Source organism: Acrocarpospora sp. B8E8 (assembly GCF_039871605.1).
Taxonomy (GTDB): Bacteria; Actinomycetota; Actinomycetes; order Streptosporangiales; family Streptosporangiaceae; genus Acrocarpospora; species Acrocarpospora macrocephala.
The window spans coordinates 17,528-33,847 of sequence record NZ_JBDPLV010000039.1 but is presented as its reverse complement, the minus strand read 5'-3'; the positions used below and the strand labels follow the sequence as shown (position 1 = coordinate 33,847).

The window sequence follows — 16,320 nt, the reverse complement described above, 5'->3', positions numbered from 1 at the left end:
GACCGCTCTGAAGGGGTCTTGTGGGAATAGGCGGGCTTCGCTCAGAACGTATGACCTCCCCAGAGGGGACTCTTCAAAGACAACAGGACCGTGCCCCCGCAATTCATCAATCTGGTGTCCACCACAGATTGAAGGGGGATTCCATGATTCGCCGATCGATCGCCGCGATCCTGTTGACGGGGGCGGCGGCGCTATCGCCTTCCGCGCCGGCTCCAGCGGCGGCGACCTTCGTGAAATACGCCGCGCTCGGGGACTCCGTCGCCTCCGGCCACGGCCTGAACACCTCACGCCAGGACACCTGCCGTCGGTCCGCCGACGGCGCCTATCCAGACGTGGTGAAGGCCGACCTCGGCCTGGACGCCGCTCACTACAGAAAGTACGCGTGCTCCGGCGACACCTCGGACGTGCTGCTCGCCACGCAGGTCTCGAAAGCGAACGACTTCCTCGGCGAGGACCCCACCCTGGTGACGCTCACCGTCGGCGCCGACGACTACCAGTTCGCCTTCTGGCAGGTCTATCTGGCGGCGTTCGCGCCGCGGGCGTATCCGACGTTCGCCCGGCTGCGCGACGGGACCAGCACCATCCTGCGCCGCAACATCCACACCGCGCTCGACCAACTCGGTAAGGGCCATCCGCACCGCACGATCGCGGTGACTACCTACTACAATCCGTTCAACGCCAAATCGGTGATCTACACTGCGCTGCCCCTGCGGTGTGACCAGACCTGGTTGGGCCGACCGCCCTGCCATCAGATCATGACCGACACCGTGAACGCGCTCAACAACGCGATCAAGGGCGCAGTCGCCGACTACACGGGAACCGCGCAGGACGCCACCGTGAAGCTGGTCGACGGCGTCGGCGCGGCGTTCGCCGGATACGAGGGCCCCAGGCCGTTCTGCGGAGACGCCGATCCCACCTTCAGCCACACCTACATCCAGGCCAAGGCCACCAGGCGGCTGAACCTCCTGCTGTTCCCGCGCAACGGCGACGACTGCTTCCACCCCAACAGGGACGGCCAGAATAAGATCGCCAAGCTGGTAAACGCGGCCGTGGTGCCCGCCACGGCGCGGTGGATCGCCGGGCCGGCCATGCTGTCGGGGCATGGAAACCCGGCAATGACCGTGCTTCCGGACGGCCGCGTGCTCGTGGTCAGCGGCTCGGACAGCCCGGGCCACCTCACCGCCACCGCCGAGCTGTACGACCCGGCGACCCGGCGGTGGACGGCGACCGGCGTTGTGAGTCAGCCGCGTGACGGCTTCCGGCACCCGGTGGTAATAGGCGGCGGGAAGGTGCTGATCGCCGCCGGGACCAACGAGCACGCCACGTTCGACTACGACTCCGCCGAGGTGTACGACCCGGCAACCGGTCAGTGGACGACCACCGGCAGCGTGGCCACCTCGCGCAGGAACGGCGTGCTGCTCGCGCTCCACGACGGCCGCGCCCTGATCGCCACCGGCGCGCACGGCCTGCCCGACGGCAACCGGTTCCTGAACTCGGCCGAGCTGTACGACCCCGCCACCGGCCAATGGACGCCGACCGGCAGCCTGCAGGCCCGCCGGGAAGGCGCGGCCGGCGTCGTGCTCCGCGACGGCCGCGCGATGGTTGTCGGCGGCTTCGCCTGCTGCGACACCTGGCTGCCCGTCACGGAGCTGTACGACCCCGCCTCCGGGACCTGGTCACGCGTGGGCGACCTGCCGTCGGGCCGCGCCGGCGCGACGCTGGTCCTGCTGAACGACGGCAAGGTGCTCATCGTGGGCGGCACGGACGCCTCCGGCACGCCGCTCACCGAGGCGCTCCTGTTCGACCCGGCCACAGGGAGGTGGACGCCCACCGGGAACATGCGCCTGGCCAGGAACAGCGCCCAGGCCGTGGCCATGTCCGACGGGCGGGTCATGGTGGCGGGCGGCGGCCCGCTGCCCACCGAGATCTACGACCCCGCCACGGGGACGTTCGCCCTCGACGCGCCGCTCGCCCTGGCCCATCCGGGCGCCGCCATGATCCCGTTGGCCTCCGGAGAGCTGCTCATCGCCGGTGGCGGCATCGGCCCTGACGGCGGCCCCAACACCGAGATCTACACCACCCGCCCATGAACCGAGGCGCTCATAAACCGAGGTAGATGCGGCGGACCTTGGGGTCGGCGCGGAGGACGGCGGAGGCGCCTGTCATGGCGGCTTCGCCGTTCTCCACGACGAGGGAACCCGTTCCTGGCTGGCCTCAGCGCCGACCAGCGTACGGCCCGCCGGCGCAAGAAGGCCGAGGTGGTCAGGCGGCGGACGCAAGTCGCAGCGCTGCGCGAACTCGGCGCGCCGACCCGAGTCATCGCGTGAGCTCACAACGTGAGCCGGGCGGCTCCGCCGCACCACAAAGCACGACGGTCTCTCTCAAGGAGGAGGCGCACGCGATGTTGTGGGCGTCCACCCGGAATCCCTCGTAGGACTTGGGCGGACGCCCTCGTCTCACGCGGCGGCCGGTGGCCGTTGTAATGATCAATGTATTCGGCCAGCTGCGCGTGCCAGCGCAGCACCGTCCGGGGAGAAACGATCAGGCGCAGGCGGCGGCGATGGGCGGTGGGCAGCAGCCGGGTCAGCCCGGACAGCAGGGCTCGATCGGCCCAGGACAGCCGCGGCGTCTTTCCCTGCCGTTGCAGCACGGTGACCTGATGGCGAAGGATGAGAATCTCGGCGGGTATCACCTCTCTCTGTTGAAGGCGGGGCGGTTCACGCGGCACAGGCTAGCCTTCTCCCCAGGGGCCAGACGGCCGGTGCTGGCCATCAGCTTGGTCCGGCTATGGCTCTGCGCCCGTTGCGCGGACCGTGCTCGCCGTGAACCGTTGTTGAGCGGTCGGGACCGGCATCGGCGGCTTAGGCGGCGCATTGGAGCTCCGCCCGGCCGCTGAGCCGGTCCCTGCGTGCGGACGGCTGAGTCTGGTCAGCCGATGTCGCGGTCGAGGTGGCTGACGGATCCGGGGTCGCCTTCGAGGGTTTCGAAGTGCCAGCCGGCAGTGTCGTGCCAGGCGTGGCGGAGGTTCCCGCCGGTGACGTCGTAGTAGAAGAGCTGGAGTTCGGTGCCGCTGATGACCACGGCGCTGGGGTTTCGGCCGATGTCGCGGTCGAGGTGGCTGGCGTACCGTGCCGACCCAGCGCTCGGCGTAGCAGTTGGAGTACGCCGTCAACTACACCCGATGGCGACGATCGGTACCGACGGGTCCGGGTGACCCACCCGTTCCATCCGCTGTCCGGGCGCGACTTTGAGTTCGTCGTCCATCGCCGTAACTGGGGTGAGGACCGGGTCTACTGCCGCGAGGAGGACGGCGGCCTGTTCTCGCTGCCGGCCGCGTGGACGGATGTGGCCGGGGCCGATCCGTTCGTGGTCGCGGCGGACGGGCGCTGCCCCTTCACCGCTGAGGGACTGCTGGCGCTCGGCGAATTGATCGATCGCCTACGAGGGCCGTCCGCTGCCGATGACGGTGTCAACGAGATTCCGCCGCGAGTGTCACGGTGATTACGCCCCATCGCTGCGACGCGACTAGCAGGCCCGGCCAGCCACGGCGTCTCTGTCTGGCCGCATATCTGCTCATATCGCTACATGCTCGGCGAATCGCTAGACGAATCAGAATGATCGACGTCATAATCCGAAGGCACGAGCTTGGTCGGGCGTGAGCATCTGGGCCTTCAGCCGGGCCTCGAACTCGGGGTCTCCGCATGACATCGAGGAGCCCACGAAAGCGCAGCTCACCATCTCGAACTCCGGAGGTCCGCTCGCGGCCAGGCCGCCCAGCAGAAGAACGACGGCGAGCGCCAGCCGTACAGAACGAAGCCGACCAAACTCGATCATCCGCCGCACCTTATCGATCAGCGGGCCCTTTCACGAGTTGATCTCTATGTGCCGCGGCATATGCCCGCGGCGCAGGCGTACCTCAACTTCGGGGAACTCGAACGCGCCCCCGAGGACGCGCATGCCGCGGTCCCTGCGGCTGAGGAGCCGCGCCCGCTCCGCGCTGTGCTCGCATCTCAGGCGTGGCGGCTGCGGGGCCGCGCCGGCCCGGTCGTCTCGCGCAGCGAGATCGGAGGCGCGACGAGCAGCTGGCGATGGGGGACCTCGGGATCGGCGATGCGCTGGATGAGCAGTTCGACGGCGTGCGCGCCCAGCTCGTCGGCCAGGATGTCGGCGGCGGTGAGCGGCGGATGCAGGTTCTCCGCCCAGCGCCGGGCGGCGACTCCGGTGAGGGAGAAATCGCCGGGCACCGTGAGGCGCGCGTGGGCCAGCGCGCGGTAGAACCCGGGCATGGCGGCCTCGTTGAGGGTGGCGATGGCGGTCAGCTCGGGGTGGGTGGCCAGAAGCCGCTCGGCGCAGGACGTTCCCGCCTGGGCGTCGTCGGCGCAGCAGACCTGCACGCCCTCCAGGCCGCGTTCGGCGATGGCGCGGGAGAAGCCGCGCTGCGCCCGGTGGCTCGGGCCGTACCCGGCGGCGACGAGCTCGGCCGAGCGGTTGACCAGGGCGATGTGACGATGGCCCAGGTCGGCCAGATGGTGCACGCACCGGGAGATCAGCGTCTCGTAGTCGATGTCCACCCAGGTCATCTCCTCGGGTCGGCTGGTGTGGCCGATGCCGACGAACGGCAGCCCGGTCTGCCGCAGGCGGGTGACCCGGTCGTCCTCCAGCCGGATCTCCATGAGGATGACTCCGTCCACGCGGCTACCGGTGACGACGCGCTCGAAGGAGCGGTCGTGCTCTCCGCCGGAGGGTGAGAGCAGCACGTCGAGGTCGGCGCGGGCGGCCGCGTCCACGACGCTGGCCACGAAACCCAACTGCACGTCGGTGAGGCGCTGACTGGCCGGGGGGATGACCAGGCCGATCGTGCGGGTCCTGCCCTCCTTCAAGGCCCGGGCCGCGGCGTTGGGACGGTAGCCGAGCTCGTCGATGACCGCCTGGATCCGCCGCTGGGTTTCCTTCGACACGGGTCGCTTGCCGCTCAACGCGTATGACACCGTGCTGCGCGAGACACCCGACCGCTTGGCGATCTCCCCGATGTTCAACGGCACTCCTCAGCTGGCTAGCTACGACGCTTCCTCATAGTAGGTCGAATCGGTTCATGGTGGAGGGCCCGGCTGACCTGGCGCTCGCGTCGCCCGAACACCGACAGTGCCAGGAAGAACCTCCAGAGGCCCATTGACGTGGATGAGGCGTCGACATATCTTCGGTCGAACCGATTCGCGGAATCGATTCGACATCGAGCGGATACAGGCGTGTAACGCCGGTCGCTGGAGGCCGGAACCGTGCGAACGACGAGCTCACCGATACCCAACTCACCTGACCCCGGAAGGACGGCCGGATCCGTGACAGCAGCGAGATCACCAAGATGGAGCCGGCGCACGCTCGGCACGGGCATGGCCGTCTTGGCCGCGGGCTGCCTGGTCGGGTGTTCGAGCGCCCCAGCCGGGCAGGGCGCCGCCGCCTCCAGCCAGTCGGCGGGAGGCGGTACCTACACCATCTGGGACCCCTATCCGCAGTACGACGACAGTTCCGCCTGGGTGAAGCTGCTGGACACCTGTGGCACCCAGGCCGGCGTGACGATCGAGCGTACGGGCTACGACACCAGCGACCTGACCAACAAAGCCCTGCTGGCCGCGCAACAGGGCAATGCGCCGGATGTGATCGTCGTGGACAACCCGGTGATCTCGACGCTCGCCGAGGCCGGAGTGCTGACCACGACCGCTGAGAACAAGCTCGACATCTCGGCGATCTCGCCGAACCTGCTCGCGGCCGGGCAGAGCGGGAGCGATACCTACGGCGTCCCGATCGGCGCCAACACCCTGGCGCTCTACTACAACAAGGCGGTGCTCGACAAGGCCGGGGTGGAGATCGCCTCGATCACCGACTGGGCTTCGCTGACCGCCGCCCTGGAGAGGGTCAAGGCGGCGGGCAAGAAGGGCATCACGTTCTCCGCCATCGGCACCGAGGAGGGCAGCTTCCAGTTCCTGCCCTGGTTCTGGGGGTCGGGCGCGCGGCTCACCAAGCTCGACTCGCCGGAGGGCGTGTCAGCGGTGGCGCTGTGGAGCGACTGGCTGAAGAAGGGGTACGCGCCCAACTCAGTCATCAACAACACCCAGACCACCAGCTGGCAGGAGTTCGCCGGCGGCGACTACGCCTTCGCCGAGAACGGCACCTGGCAGCTGGCCAATGCCAAGCAGACCGGCTTCGAGTACGGAATCATCCCGATCCCCGGCAAGAGCGGCGGAACCGCACCGGCGCCCACCGGCGGCGAGTTCGTCAGCGTCCCCGTGCAGAAGGACACCGCCCGCTACGCCACCTCCCAGCAGCTGGTCACCTGCCTGACCAGCACCGACAACTCCCTCGCCACGGTCACGACGCTGTCGTACATCGCGCCGACCGAGGCGGTGCAGGCCCGTCAGGTCACCGAGAACGCCGAGCTGGAGGTGTGGGTGGCGGCGGTCAACGCGGCCAAGGGCCGTACCAGCGACGACCTCGGCACCAAGTATCCGAAGATCTCCGAGCCGATGTGGGGCGCGGTGCAGGCGGCGCTGAGCGAGGCGAAGAGCCCGCAACAGGCGATGACCGACGCGCAGACCGCGGCGGCGAGCGCGATCCAGTAGGCGGCCGGGGCATGAGTCGAATCGCCCAGGCGCCCGACCAGCGCCCGGTCCCCGCCACCGATGGCCCCGTGCCGACCGTACGGGGCCATCGGAAACAGGCGCGGCCACGGTCCGAGCAGTGGGTGGCATGGGGCTTTCTGGTACCGATCATCGTCTACCTGGCGGTGTTCTACGCCTACCCGCTGTACCGCAACGTCGAGTTGAGCCTGCGCGACTACACCGTCCGCTCGTTCGTCCAGGGCGACGCGCCCTTCACCGGGTTCGCCAACTACGTCAAGATCCTCGGCGACGCCACCTTCGGGCCCGCGTTGTGGCACACGGTGGTGTTCACGCTGGTGTCGCTGCTCTTCCAGTTCACCATCGGGCTCGCCCTGGCCCTGTTCTTCGTCAAGAACTTCCGGCTGTCGGCGACGTTGCGCGCGCTGTTCCTGGTGCCGTGGCTGCTGCCGCTCATCGTGTCGTCCTCGACCTGGGCGTGGATGCTCAACAGCGACTCCGGCGTGGTCAACGCGGTGCTCGGCGCCTTCGGGCTCGGCCCGGTCAACTGGCTGACCTCGCCGGACTGGTCGCTGTGGTCGGTGATCGCCGCCAACATCTGGATCGGTGTCCCGTTCAACCTGGTGGTCCTCTACTCCGGCCTCCAGGCGATCAACCCGGACGTCTACGAAGCCGCCGCGCTGGACGGGGCGACAGGCCGGCAGCGGTTCTGGCACGTCACCCTCCCCCTGCTCCGTCCCGTCTCGGCGATCACGCTGCTGCTCGGGCTGGTCTACACGCTGAAAGTGTTCGACATCATCTGGATCATGACCAAGGGCGGGCCGAGCGGCTCCTCCACCACGTTCGCCACCTGGTCCTACCGGCTGGGGTTCGGCAACCTGGTGCCGTCCTTCGGCCCGGGCGCCGCGGTCGGCAACCTGCTGATTGTGATGGCGCTGATCTTCGGGCTGCTCTACATCCGCGTCCAGCGAAGGCAGGACCTCGCATGAGAGGTCCGCGCCGCTGGTGGAAGACCCTGATCGGGGTCGCGCTGACCGGAATGATGCTGTTCCCGGTCTACTGGATGATCAACGTGTCGTTCACCCGTGACCGGGACATGCGCAGGAGCCCGCCGTCCTGGTTCCCCTCGGACGCCACCCTGGAGGGTTACCGCGCGGTCCTCGACCAGCAGCTTCCCTATCTGGGAGCCAGCCTGGTCGGCGGGCTGGGAACCGTGGCCCTGACCCTGGCGGTCGCGACGCCGGCCGCGTACTCGCTGGCCAGGCTGCGCCCGCGTGGCGGCGGAGCGTTGAGCTTCGTGCTGCTGATCGCGCAGATGATCCCCGGGATCATCATGGCGATGGGCTTCTACGCCATGTACCTCAACCTCGGCGTGCTCAACACCCTCACCGGGCTGATCGTGGCCGACTCCACCCTCGCCGTTCCTTTCGCGGTGCTCATCCTCACCACGTTCATGTCCGGCATTCCGCAGGAGCTCCTGCACGCCGCCAGGGTGGACGGAGCCGGAGCCGTGCGGATCTTCTGGTCGGTCATCGTGCCGGTCAGCCGTAACGCGATCATCACCGTGTCGCTGTTCGCGTTCCTCTGGGCGTGGTCGGACTTCATCTTCGCCAGCACGCTGGACAGCGGAGGAGACCACCAGCCGATCACCCTCGGCATCTACCACTACATCGGCAACAACAACCAGCAGTGGAACGCGATCATGGCCACCGCGGTGGTCGCCTCGATCCCGGCCACCGTTCTGCTCGTCATCGCGCAGCGCTACGTCACCGCGGGCGTCACCGCGGGTGCCGTCAAGGACTGACCGGGCTCTCCTTCCATGGAAAGGACCATCCCTTCATGACCGTCGCCGCCACAGGCCCGGTGTTCTCCCTGCAGGAAATCCCGTTCAGTTTCCGCGGGTCCTGGTTCGGCTTCTCCCCGGTCGTCGGGGAGAACACCTACGCCCAGGATGTGCACCTGGTCTCCCATCAGACCGGGATGCACCCGATCCTGCGGCTGATCCCCGTCGCCGGGACCGCCCGCGCCGAGACCCTCATCACCGCCACGCCCCATCGGCTCACCTGGAGCTGCGGCTCCGGTCGGATCGATCTCGCCTATGAAAGCATGGACACCGTACGGGTGCGGGGCCGCGGGCTCGGCCTGCGCCTGCTGGCCGCCGACCCGGTTCTGACCCCGTTCAGCGGCCCCTACTTCTTCCAGGATCCCCGTGACGGGTCCTCGGTCTTCACCCTCTACCAGACCGGGCGCCGCTACCGCATCACCCTCCTGCACGGGCGGATCGCCGAACACTTGGGCGCGCAGGCGCTGGGCGCCACCGAGCGGGGGGTCGTGGTGACCGGCGACGGCCAGGAGTGGGAGATCGCCGTCGAAGAGTACGAGACCGCCCGCGCCCCCTACGCGAGCGAGCACGCGTTCGATGAAGTGGTCATGGCGGCGCGGCGCGACTTCGACGAGTTCCGCGACGCGGTGGCGCCCTGGCGGGACGAGCGGGCGCCCGCCGCGGAGCTGGCCGTCTACGTCCTGTGGTCGGCCACGGTACGCGCCGCGGGCTTCGTCTCCCGTCCGGCGGTGCTGATGTCCAAGCACTGGATGGACAAGGTGTGGAGCTGGGATCACTGCTTCAACGCGATCGCCCTCGCCGACGGCCTGCCCGCGCTGGCCTGGGATCAGTTCCGGCTGCCCTTCGACCATCAAGACGCCGCCGGCGCGCTGCCCGACTCCATCACCCACTCCGAGATCCTGTACAACTTCGTCAAGCCGCCCATCCACGGCTGGGTCCTGCGGCATCTGCCCCCGGTGCCCCTCGACGACCTGGCCGAGACCTACCGCCTGCTCGAGCGGTGGACCACGTTCTGGCTCGCCGCGCGCCGCGCCCCCGGCCGCGAGCTTCCGCACTACCAGCACGGCAACGACAGTGGATGGGACAACGCGACCACCTTCGCGCCTGAACGCGTCGTCGAGACAGCCGACCTGGCCTCGTTCCTGATACTCCAGATGCGCGCGCTCTCCCGCCTGGCGACCGAACTGGCCATGCCCGAGGGCGCGGCCCGCTGGTCGCAGGCGGCCGACCGGATGCGCGAGGCGATGCTCTCCGAGCTGTGGCGCGATGACCGTTTCGTCGCCCGGAGCGCACGTTCGGACGGGGCCTGGCCCAGCGCCAGCCTGCTCGACCTCATGCCGATCGTGCTGGGCGAGGAACTGCCCCAGCCGGTCCACACGACGCTGGCCGCCCGGATCAAGACCCATCTGACGGCGTACGGCCTGGCCACGGAGTTGCCCACCTCTCCGCACTATCAGGACGACGGCTACTGGCGCGGCCCCATCTGGGCTCCCTCGACGGTCCTGATCGAGGACGGTCTGCGCCGTTCCGGCCACACGGTCCTGGCCGACGAGATCAGCGCGCGTTTCCGCGCCCTGTGCGAGAAGTCGGGGTTCGCGGAGAACTTCGACGCCCGTACCGGCGCGGGACTCCGCGATCGCGCCTACACCTGGACGGCCAGCGCCTATCTCATCCTGGCGGCCGCCCATACGCGCCGTATGGCGGGGCAGGCATGAGCCGGCGCGCCCGGCCTGGCTACTGCCGCTGATCGCCGTGGGCTTGATGATCGCGTGTCGGGCCGCCGGGGCGGTTCCGGCGTCCGCGTCCTGGTCGGAGGTCTGCGGCCGGACGGTCATGGTGGGGGAGAATAGTCTGCTGATTCTGAATCGGTTCGATTAGCCGCCCACGTCGGAGATCGCGTTCACGAGTGGTTGCTCTATGTTTCTGACGAGGTCAAGAAACATGATGTTTACGCCTAGGACATGCGTCATTGACAGTCCAAATGGCTAGTTCTACGATTCGGGCGAATCGATTCGATATGACCACTGATGTCTTCGCTCATTCCGGCTACCGGCGCATGACCCGGGACAGCTGCGGGCTGTCCTGGCACCCCACCCCTCCGTCCAAGGAGCCATCAATGGACACCTCGCCCAGCAGGCGGCTCAGCGGCCGCAGCCGCCTCGCCTCTCTGCTCTCCGCCGGCGCGCTCGTCCTCGCCTCCCTCGTCACGACCGCGACCCCGGCCCGGGCCGCTGACGAATCCATCACCGTCGACTTCTCCGCCGGCGGCGGCACTCCGACCTACCGGGCCTCCGGCTGGATCTACGGCATGACCGAGAACGCCTCGGGGCCGGCCGACCACTTCTTCCGGGACGTGAAGTTCCGGTACATGCGCGCAGGCGGCGCGCAGCTCGACGGCCCGGGCGGCTGGGTGTCGGGCAAGTACGACCGCCGGTGGAACTCCACCCGCGCGCAGTTGCTGCGCACCCGGTCACTGGGCGCCGAGTTCATCCTGCTCGTCCACGACCTGTGGGGCGCCGACGGCTACCCGATCTCGCGGTTCCCGGGGGACAACGGCAACTGGACCGACTACGACAACTTCCTCACCCGCCTGATCAACGATGTGCGGGCGACGGGTGCCCCGGTCCAGTGGGACCTGTGGAACGAGCCCAACATCACCTTGTTCTGGAACCGTCCCCAGTCCCAGTACTTCGAGCTGTGGCGGCGCACCTACCAGCGCGTCCGGGCGGAGTTTCCCAACCACCTGATCGTGGGCCCGAGCTGCGCATGCGTGCCCTCCACCACCCACACCTGGTGGAACCAGTACCTGGACTACATCCGCGCCAACAACGTGGTCCCCGACATCATCAGCTGGCACTCCCTGCCGGGCGACCCGGTGGCGAACGTGGCGGCGGCCAACGCCACGCTGAACCCGCGCGGCATCCCCCACCCGCGCCCCTACCAGATCAACGAGTACGCCGCCCCCAACGAGCAGAACGCGGGCGACGGCTCCTGGTACATCGCGCGCCTGGAGCGGGCCGGCGCCGACGGCCTGCGCGCCAACTGGGCCGGCGGCGGGAACCTGCACAACGACCTGGCCGGCCTGCTGCTGCGCAATTCGGCGGGCCAGTACCTGCCCAAGGGCGAATGGTGGGTCTATCGATTCTACGGATCGCAGACCGGCCAGGTCAGCTCCGTCACCCCCAGCTCGTCCTACGACGCCTTCGCCACCAAGGCGAGCGGGGTCGCGAAGATTCTCGTCGGTGGCGGCCGCACGACCGGCAACATCGCGGTCAACCTGCGGCGTCTCGACACCACCAGCGGAATCGTGCAGAACAACCAGGTGCGGGTGGTCGCCCAGCGCATCCCGAACAACGGCGGCGGCGCGGTCCAGGGCCCGATCACCATTCAGAACTCCGTGGTGACGCTCTCCGGCAACGCCACCACGGTCAACCTGCCGAACGGCAACGCCGACGACACCTTCACCGTCACGCTGCTGCCTCCCTCCGACGGCGGCTTCCAGTCCGTCGCCGTCGCCCAGCACTCCCAGCAGTGCCTGGACAACGCCAACATGAGCACGGCCGACGGCAATCAGCAGCAGCAGTTCTCCTGCGAGGGCGGCGACCAGCAACTGTGGAACTTCCGCCCCGTCGCCGGGGTCGCCGGCGCCTACACCATCGCCAATCAGCATTCGGGCAAGTGCCTGGACGTCAACGGGGTCTCCACCGCGGACGGCGCGGCCGTCATCCAGTGGACCTGTGTCAGCGGATCGCTGAACCAGCAGTTCACGCTGCGTAAAGTGACCTACGCCGGCAACGACTCCCACGACTACCAGATCGTGGCCCGCCACAGCGGCAAGTGCGTCGACGTGAGCACGATCTCCACCGCGCCACGCGCCCTGATCCACCAGTGGACCTGCAACCCCGCCGGCCAGGGCAGCCCGCTCAACCAGACCTGGCGGCTGTGGGGCCGGTAACCCTCCATTCTCACCCGTCTGCGGTATTGAGTCGGCCCGGCGGCGAGAAGTTCCTCGCCGCCGGGCCCCGGCTCCAATCTCCTGGCTCGCCCGGGCACCGGTCGCCCGCTGACGACCGGGGACCGATGCGATCAGGGACTCGTGCAGCCGGCCGCCGGTGTGGCCGATGTGCCGCTGGCCAGGAAGCCGAAGGTCGTGCTCGTGTTGGCTGCGAGTGAGCCGTTCCACGACTCGGGCCGTACAGTCACGTTCGCGCCGGAGCCCGAGCGGATACCTCCCCACATCTGGGTGATGTTCTGGGAGCCGGGCCAGGTCCAGTTGACGGTCCAGCCGGTGATCGCGGAGTTGCCCGCGCGTACGGTGACCTCACCCTGGAAGCCGCCGGACCAGAAGCTGACCACGCGGGTCGTCGCCGTGCACGCGCCGGTCACAGGCGGGGACGGGCTCGGGCTGGGGCTCGCTGAAGGGCTGGGGGTGACCGACGGGCTCGGGCTGGGACTGGGGGAGGGGTCGGCCTGGAACTGGGTGAAGAACTGCCACGTCTCCGCGGGCAGCCAGGTGCGGGAGCCGCTGTCGCCGGGGGCCCCGTCCTGCGGGGCGGCGATGTGCCCCTCGTCGAAGGCGGCCCAGACTACGGGGCGGCCGGCCGCGCATCCGGAGTACGAGGTGCTCCGGTGCGTCAGGCTGCCCTGGCTGGGTTCGGGCGGGTTCTGGGCGGTGCAGCCGTTGTTCCGGACGAACCTGTCGCGCAGCGATCGCCCGCCGGAGATGCTGAGCACGCTGTCGCGGAGGCCGTGCGCCGCGAAGTAGGCGATCGGCTGGGTGCCGCCGCTGCATCCGCTGAGCTGCCCGCCGGCGTACACGGCGACCGCGCGGAAGACGTTCGCGCGTGAGCACGCCAGTGAGTAGCTCATCGCGGCGCCGTAGCTGAAGCCCAGGGCGAAGCGCTGCGTCGTCTCGACGCACAGGTCGGCCTCGATCCGCCGGAGCATGTCGTCGACGAAGGTCACGTCCTCGCCGCCGCTGTTGGCCCAGCCGTTGTTGAGGCCCTGGGGCGCGACGAAGATGGTGCTCTCGGCGGCCAGCCTCAGCAGGCCGTAGTAGGCCCAGACGTCACGCTGCACGGTCTGGCCGGTGGCGACGTCGGTGGCGGTGCCGCCCAGCCAGTGGAATCCGAAGATCAAACGGTAGGGGCGGTTCCTGTCGTAGCTGTTCGGGATCCTCAGGATGTAGCTGCGGTTCTTGCCGCTGCTCTGGATCGTGTTGGTGCCGTTCGTCAACGTCGGAGTCTTGCCGCATCCGGAAGTCGGGGCGAGAACGCTCTTGGCGGTGGTTGAGTACCGAGCGTGGCTCTGTGCAGCGGGACCCGTGGTCAGGATGAGGAGTGCAGCAGCCGCGACCGCGGCGGATAAGGGTCTGAGTCCCAGCATCCAAGCAGCTCTTTCTGATCGAGGAGGAGGATGTTACCGATAACATGAACCGAGCGCGTCGACTGCTCTTCTCGTCCCGGGGCGACTTGGTGGTGCGGCGGGAGCACACATGATGCGGATGGAGCCTGTCAAGGAACCACCCGTTGGCCGCCGGCGTTCCCTCCCGGAAATGGGCCGGCCTTCTCGCCTCTGACCAGGCAGGAGTCTCGTATGCCTGGCGCGTGCCGTCATGAAGCTTTCACCTGGACGGCTTAGGGTCATCCAGCCGCGAATCCACCCCGGCCGCGGATCTTGACGATCTCCTTGGGTGACCGGCCGATGTTATCGATCATGCGCGGTGGCCCGGCGGTGACAAGAGAGAATCAGAATGAGCGGTATCGCCAGCCGGACGATCCGGGCGCGGGTGTGTCACGGAAGGGGACGTGGCTGGCAGATGTGGGCGACCCGCCTCAAAGGTCCCTTCTGACCCTGTGAGCAAAACCATAATTCGTATGACGTCTGATGTCAAAGTAGTGGTCTAAAATGGCAGCAACCCGTGACGCCGTTTCGCGCCGGGGTCATTGGAGGCGACATGACGGCATCTCAAGAAGCGCTTGTGAGCACAACGCCGTCCCCGGCCTGGACGAAGCGACCCGCCAACCTGGCCCAGGCGCTGACCGTGGAACTGGTCGAGCGCATCGTCCGCGGAGTCCATCCCGCAGGCACCCCGCTGCCTCCAGAACCCGCGCTGTGCGAGACCTTCTCGGTCAGCCGGACTGTGGTCCGTGAAGCCGTGAAGATTCTCCAAGAGAAAGGGCTGGTGCAGATCCGGCAGGGCAGCGGCACCCTCGTCACGTCGCCCACCACGTGGAACATGCTGGATGAACTCGTCCTCGGGTCGATCATCGCGCAGGACGACGGCATGGAGGTCCTGGACGATCTGGTCGTCACCAGGCGCCTGCTGGAATCCGACATGGCGCACGTGGCGGCACGTCTGGGCACGACGGAGACCGTCGAACGGCTGCGCACGTTGGTCGACCAGATGGACGAACTGGTGGGCGATCCCATCACGTACGCCGACCACGACCGCGCATTTCACGACACGATCATGCAGGCGTCCGGGAACCGCATCGCCAGGGCGGTCGTGAGATCGCTGGAGAGTCAAGTCGTCAACACCGCACGCTATACCGGCCGCACGGAGCGAGCGCTGTGTGTGGCCTCGAATCTCGGCCACCGGCGCGTGTACGAACGCATCGCCGACCGCGACCCCGACGGTGCGGCCCAGGCGATGTTCACCCACATCACGGAAGCGTGGCTCGTCCGCCGCAGCGGTCCCAGCGAAGCCGTACGCCTGCAGCGGTAGGGCGTTGACGCCGGCCGCAGAGGCCAACCCACGCCGCGGTTTCAGTCTTCACTCCGTCAGGTGATAGATCCGTGTCGCCGTTCCGCCGAAGACCGCCTCCTGCTCGGCCGGCGTCAACCCGGCGTCGGCGAGCAGCGTCCTTGCCGTCTCGGTCCACGCGGGCAGGGAGCCGGCGAGGAGGCAGACAGGCCAGTCCGAGCCGAACATGAGACGTTCGGGGCCGAACGCGTCGAGCGCGACCTCCACGTACGGCCGCAGGACGGACGCGTCCCAGTTCGTTCTGCCGGCTTCGGTGCTGACGCCGGAGAGCTTGGCGGCCACGTTGGGCTCCGCGGCCAGTTGCCGCACCAGATCGGCCCACGGTTGCAACTCGCCGGAGGCGATCGGCGGTTTGGCCAGGTGATCGAGGACGAAGCTCAGTTCGGGCAGGGCGCGTACCGTCTCGATCGCGGCGGGCAGCTGATGAGGAAGCACGAGCAGGTCATAGACGAGTCCGGCAGCCGCCACCTGGCGCAGCCCCGCGCGAACCTCGTCTCGGGCGAGCCAGCGGGTGTCCGGCTCGCCCTGCACCAGGTGGCGGATGCCGCGCAAGAACTCACCGCCCGGCGAGCCGCTCAGCGCGCCGAGTTCGTCGGGGAGGTCGGGCCGGGTCAGGTCGGCCCACCCCACCACCGCCGCGACGGTTTCCGACCGGGCCGCCAGAGCGAGGAACTCACGCGTCTCCTGGGCGTCGGGCAGGACCTGCACGAGAACGGAGCCGCCGATCTGCGCCTCCGCCGCGGTCGCGGCGTAGTCGGAAAGGATGAAGTCCCGGTGAAGGGATGCCATCTCGGGAGTCGTGAGCCACGGCTGAGGCCGGCTGGACAGGTCCCAGAGATGGTGATGGGCGTCGATGTTCGTCATAGTGGGTCAAGAGCCTCTCGTGCCAGAGTCCTCACGGGCTTGCCGGTTGTGGCGGCCAGGCGGGCCAGGCCGGCCGTCTCGTCCGTCGCCGGGGGCCTGGCCGCCGGCGTGATCACGGTCGTGCGGTCCCCGGGGTCAGCGCGATCACCGCTCCCTTGGAGGCCGAGTAGAGCGCCCGCTGCGGCAGCCCGCCCGCCGCCATGCCTGCCCCACACGCTGGAGCTGGCGGCCCAGGC

The 16,320-nt window shown here is 68.6% G+C and carries 14 protein-coding genes; 8 read left to right on the top strand and 6 right to left on the bottom strand.

The features are described from left to right. Nucleotides 1-143 precede the first annotated feature (143 nt). On the top strand, nucleotides 144-2,090 hold the full coding sequence (locus ABGB08_RS31795; RefSeq protein ID WP_347597636.1) for a kelch repeat-containing protein: 1,947 nt from the start codon (nucleotides 144-146) through the stop codon (nucleotides 2,088-2,090). 239 nt (nucleotides 2,091-2,329) lie between these two features. On the opposite strand, the gene ABGB08_RS31790 is transcribed toward ABGB08_RS31795, so the two are convergent. Together ABGB08_RS31790 and ABGB08_RS31785 are read right to left on the bottom strand one after the other, a co-directional pair. After that, on the bottom strand, nucleotides 2,330-2,692 hold the full coding sequence (locus ABGB08_RS31790) for a hypothetical protein (RefSeq protein ID WP_347597633.1): 363 nt from the start codon (nucleotides 2,690-2,692) through the stop codon (nucleotides 2,330-2,332). 236 nt (nucleotides 2,693-2,928) lie between these two features. Next, nucleotides 2,929-3,081: a hypothetical protein gene (locus tag ABGB08_RS31785; protein WP_347597630.1), complete on the bottom strand. Its 153-nt coding sequence runs from the start codon at nucleotides 3,079-3,081 to the stop codon at nucleotides 2,929-2,931. 129 nt (nucleotides 3,082-3,210) lie between these two features. Here ABGB08_RS31785 and ABGB08_RS31780 point away from each other — a divergent pair, with 129 nt between their 5' ends. Further along, complete coding sequence (locus tag ABGB08_RS31780; protein WP_347597627.1) at nucleotides 3,211-3,501, top strand: DUF5372 family protein; 291 nt, start codon at nucleotides 3,211-3,213, stop codon at nucleotides 3,499-3,501. A gap of 123 nt (nucleotides 3,502-3,624) precedes the next feature. On the opposite strand, the gene ABGB08_RS31775 is transcribed toward ABGB08_RS31780, so the two are convergent. After that, nucleotides 3,625-3,834 (bottom strand): hypothetical protein, encoded by a 210-nt coding sequence (locus ABGB08_RS31775; protein WP_347597624.1) that lies wholly within the window; start codon nucleotides 3,832-3,834, stop codon nucleotides 3,625-3,627. 176 nt (nucleotides 3,835-4,010) lie between these two features. After that, complete coding sequence (locus tag ABGB08_RS31770) at nucleotides 4,011-5,036, bottom strand: LacI family DNA-binding transcriptional regulator (protein ID WP_347597621.1); 1,026 nt, start codon at nucleotides 5,034-5,036, stop codon at nucleotides 4,011-4,013. Between the two features lie 351 nt (nucleotides 5,037-5,387). Here ABGB08_RS31770 and ABGB08_RS31765 point away from each other — a divergent pair, with 351 nt between their 5' ends. The 5 genes from ABGB08_RS31765 (at nucleotide 5,388) to ABGB08_RS31745 (ending at nucleotide 12,409) form a co-directional block, all read left to right on the top strand. Next, nucleotides 5,388-6,614 carry an extracellular solute-binding protein gene (locus ABGB08_RS31765; protein WP_347597618.1) on the top strand — a complete coding sequence of 409 codons (1,227 nt, stop codon included), beginning with the start codon at nucleotides 5,388-5,390 and terminating at the stop codon, nucleotides 6,612-6,614. 11 nt (nucleotides 6,615-6,625) lie between these two features. After that, nucleotides 6,626-7,600: a sugar ABC transporter permease gene (locus tag ABGB08_RS31760; protein ID WP_347597615.1), complete on the top strand. Its 975-nt coding sequence runs from the start codon at nucleotides 6,626-6,628 to the stop codon at nucleotides 7,598-7,600. Next, on the top strand, nucleotides 7,597-8,415 hold the full coding sequence (locus tag ABGB08_RS31755; protein ID WP_347597612.1) for a carbohydrate ABC transporter permease: 819 nt from the start codon (nucleotides 7,597-7,599) through the stop codon (nucleotides 8,413-8,415). Before ABGB08_RS31760 ends, ABGB08_RS31755 begins: the two co-directional genes overlap by 4 nt. Before the next feature lie 35 nt (nucleotides 8,416-8,450). Then, nucleotides 8,451-10,169: a trehalase family glycosidase gene (locus ABGB08_RS31750; protein WP_347597609.1), complete on the top strand. Its 1,719-nt coding sequence runs from the start codon at nucleotides 8,451-8,453 to the stop codon at nucleotides 10,167-10,169. 401 nt (nucleotides 10,170-10,570) lie between these two features. Further along, complete coding sequence (locus ABGB08_RS31745) at nucleotides 10,571-12,409, top strand: RICIN domain-containing protein (protein ID WP_347597606.1); 1,839 nt, start codon at nucleotides 10,571-10,573, stop codon at nucleotides 12,407-12,409. A gap of 131 nt (nucleotides 12,410-12,540) precedes the next feature. Here the strand turns inward: ABGB08_RS31745 and ABGB08_RS31740 are convergent, their stop codons facing one another. Next, on the bottom strand, nucleotides 12,541-13,689 hold the full coding sequence (locus ABGB08_RS31740; RefSeq protein ID WP_347597603.1) for a cellulose binding domain-containing protein: 1,149 nt from the start codon (nucleotides 13,687-13,689) through the stop codon (nucleotides 12,541-12,543). Between the two features lie 745 nt (nucleotides 13,690-14,434). Here ABGB08_RS31740 and ABGB08_RS31735 point away from each other — a divergent pair. Next, on the top strand, nucleotides 14,435-15,181 hold the full coding sequence (locus tag ABGB08_RS31735) for a FadR/GntR family transcriptional regulator (RefSeq protein WP_347597600.1): 747 nt from the start codon (nucleotides 14,435-14,437) through the stop codon (nucleotides 15,179-15,181). Nucleotides 15,182-15,229: 48 nt separating this feature from the next. Here ABGB08_RS31735 and ABGB08_RS31730 read toward each other — a convergent pair whose 3' ends face one another. After that, a complete protein-coding gene (locus ABGB08_RS31730; RefSeq protein ID WP_347597597.1) occupies nucleotides 15,230-16,084 on the bottom strand; it encodes an amidohydrolase family protein in 855 nt (284 codons plus the stop codon). Nucleotides 16,085-16,320: the final 236 nt, after the last annotated feature.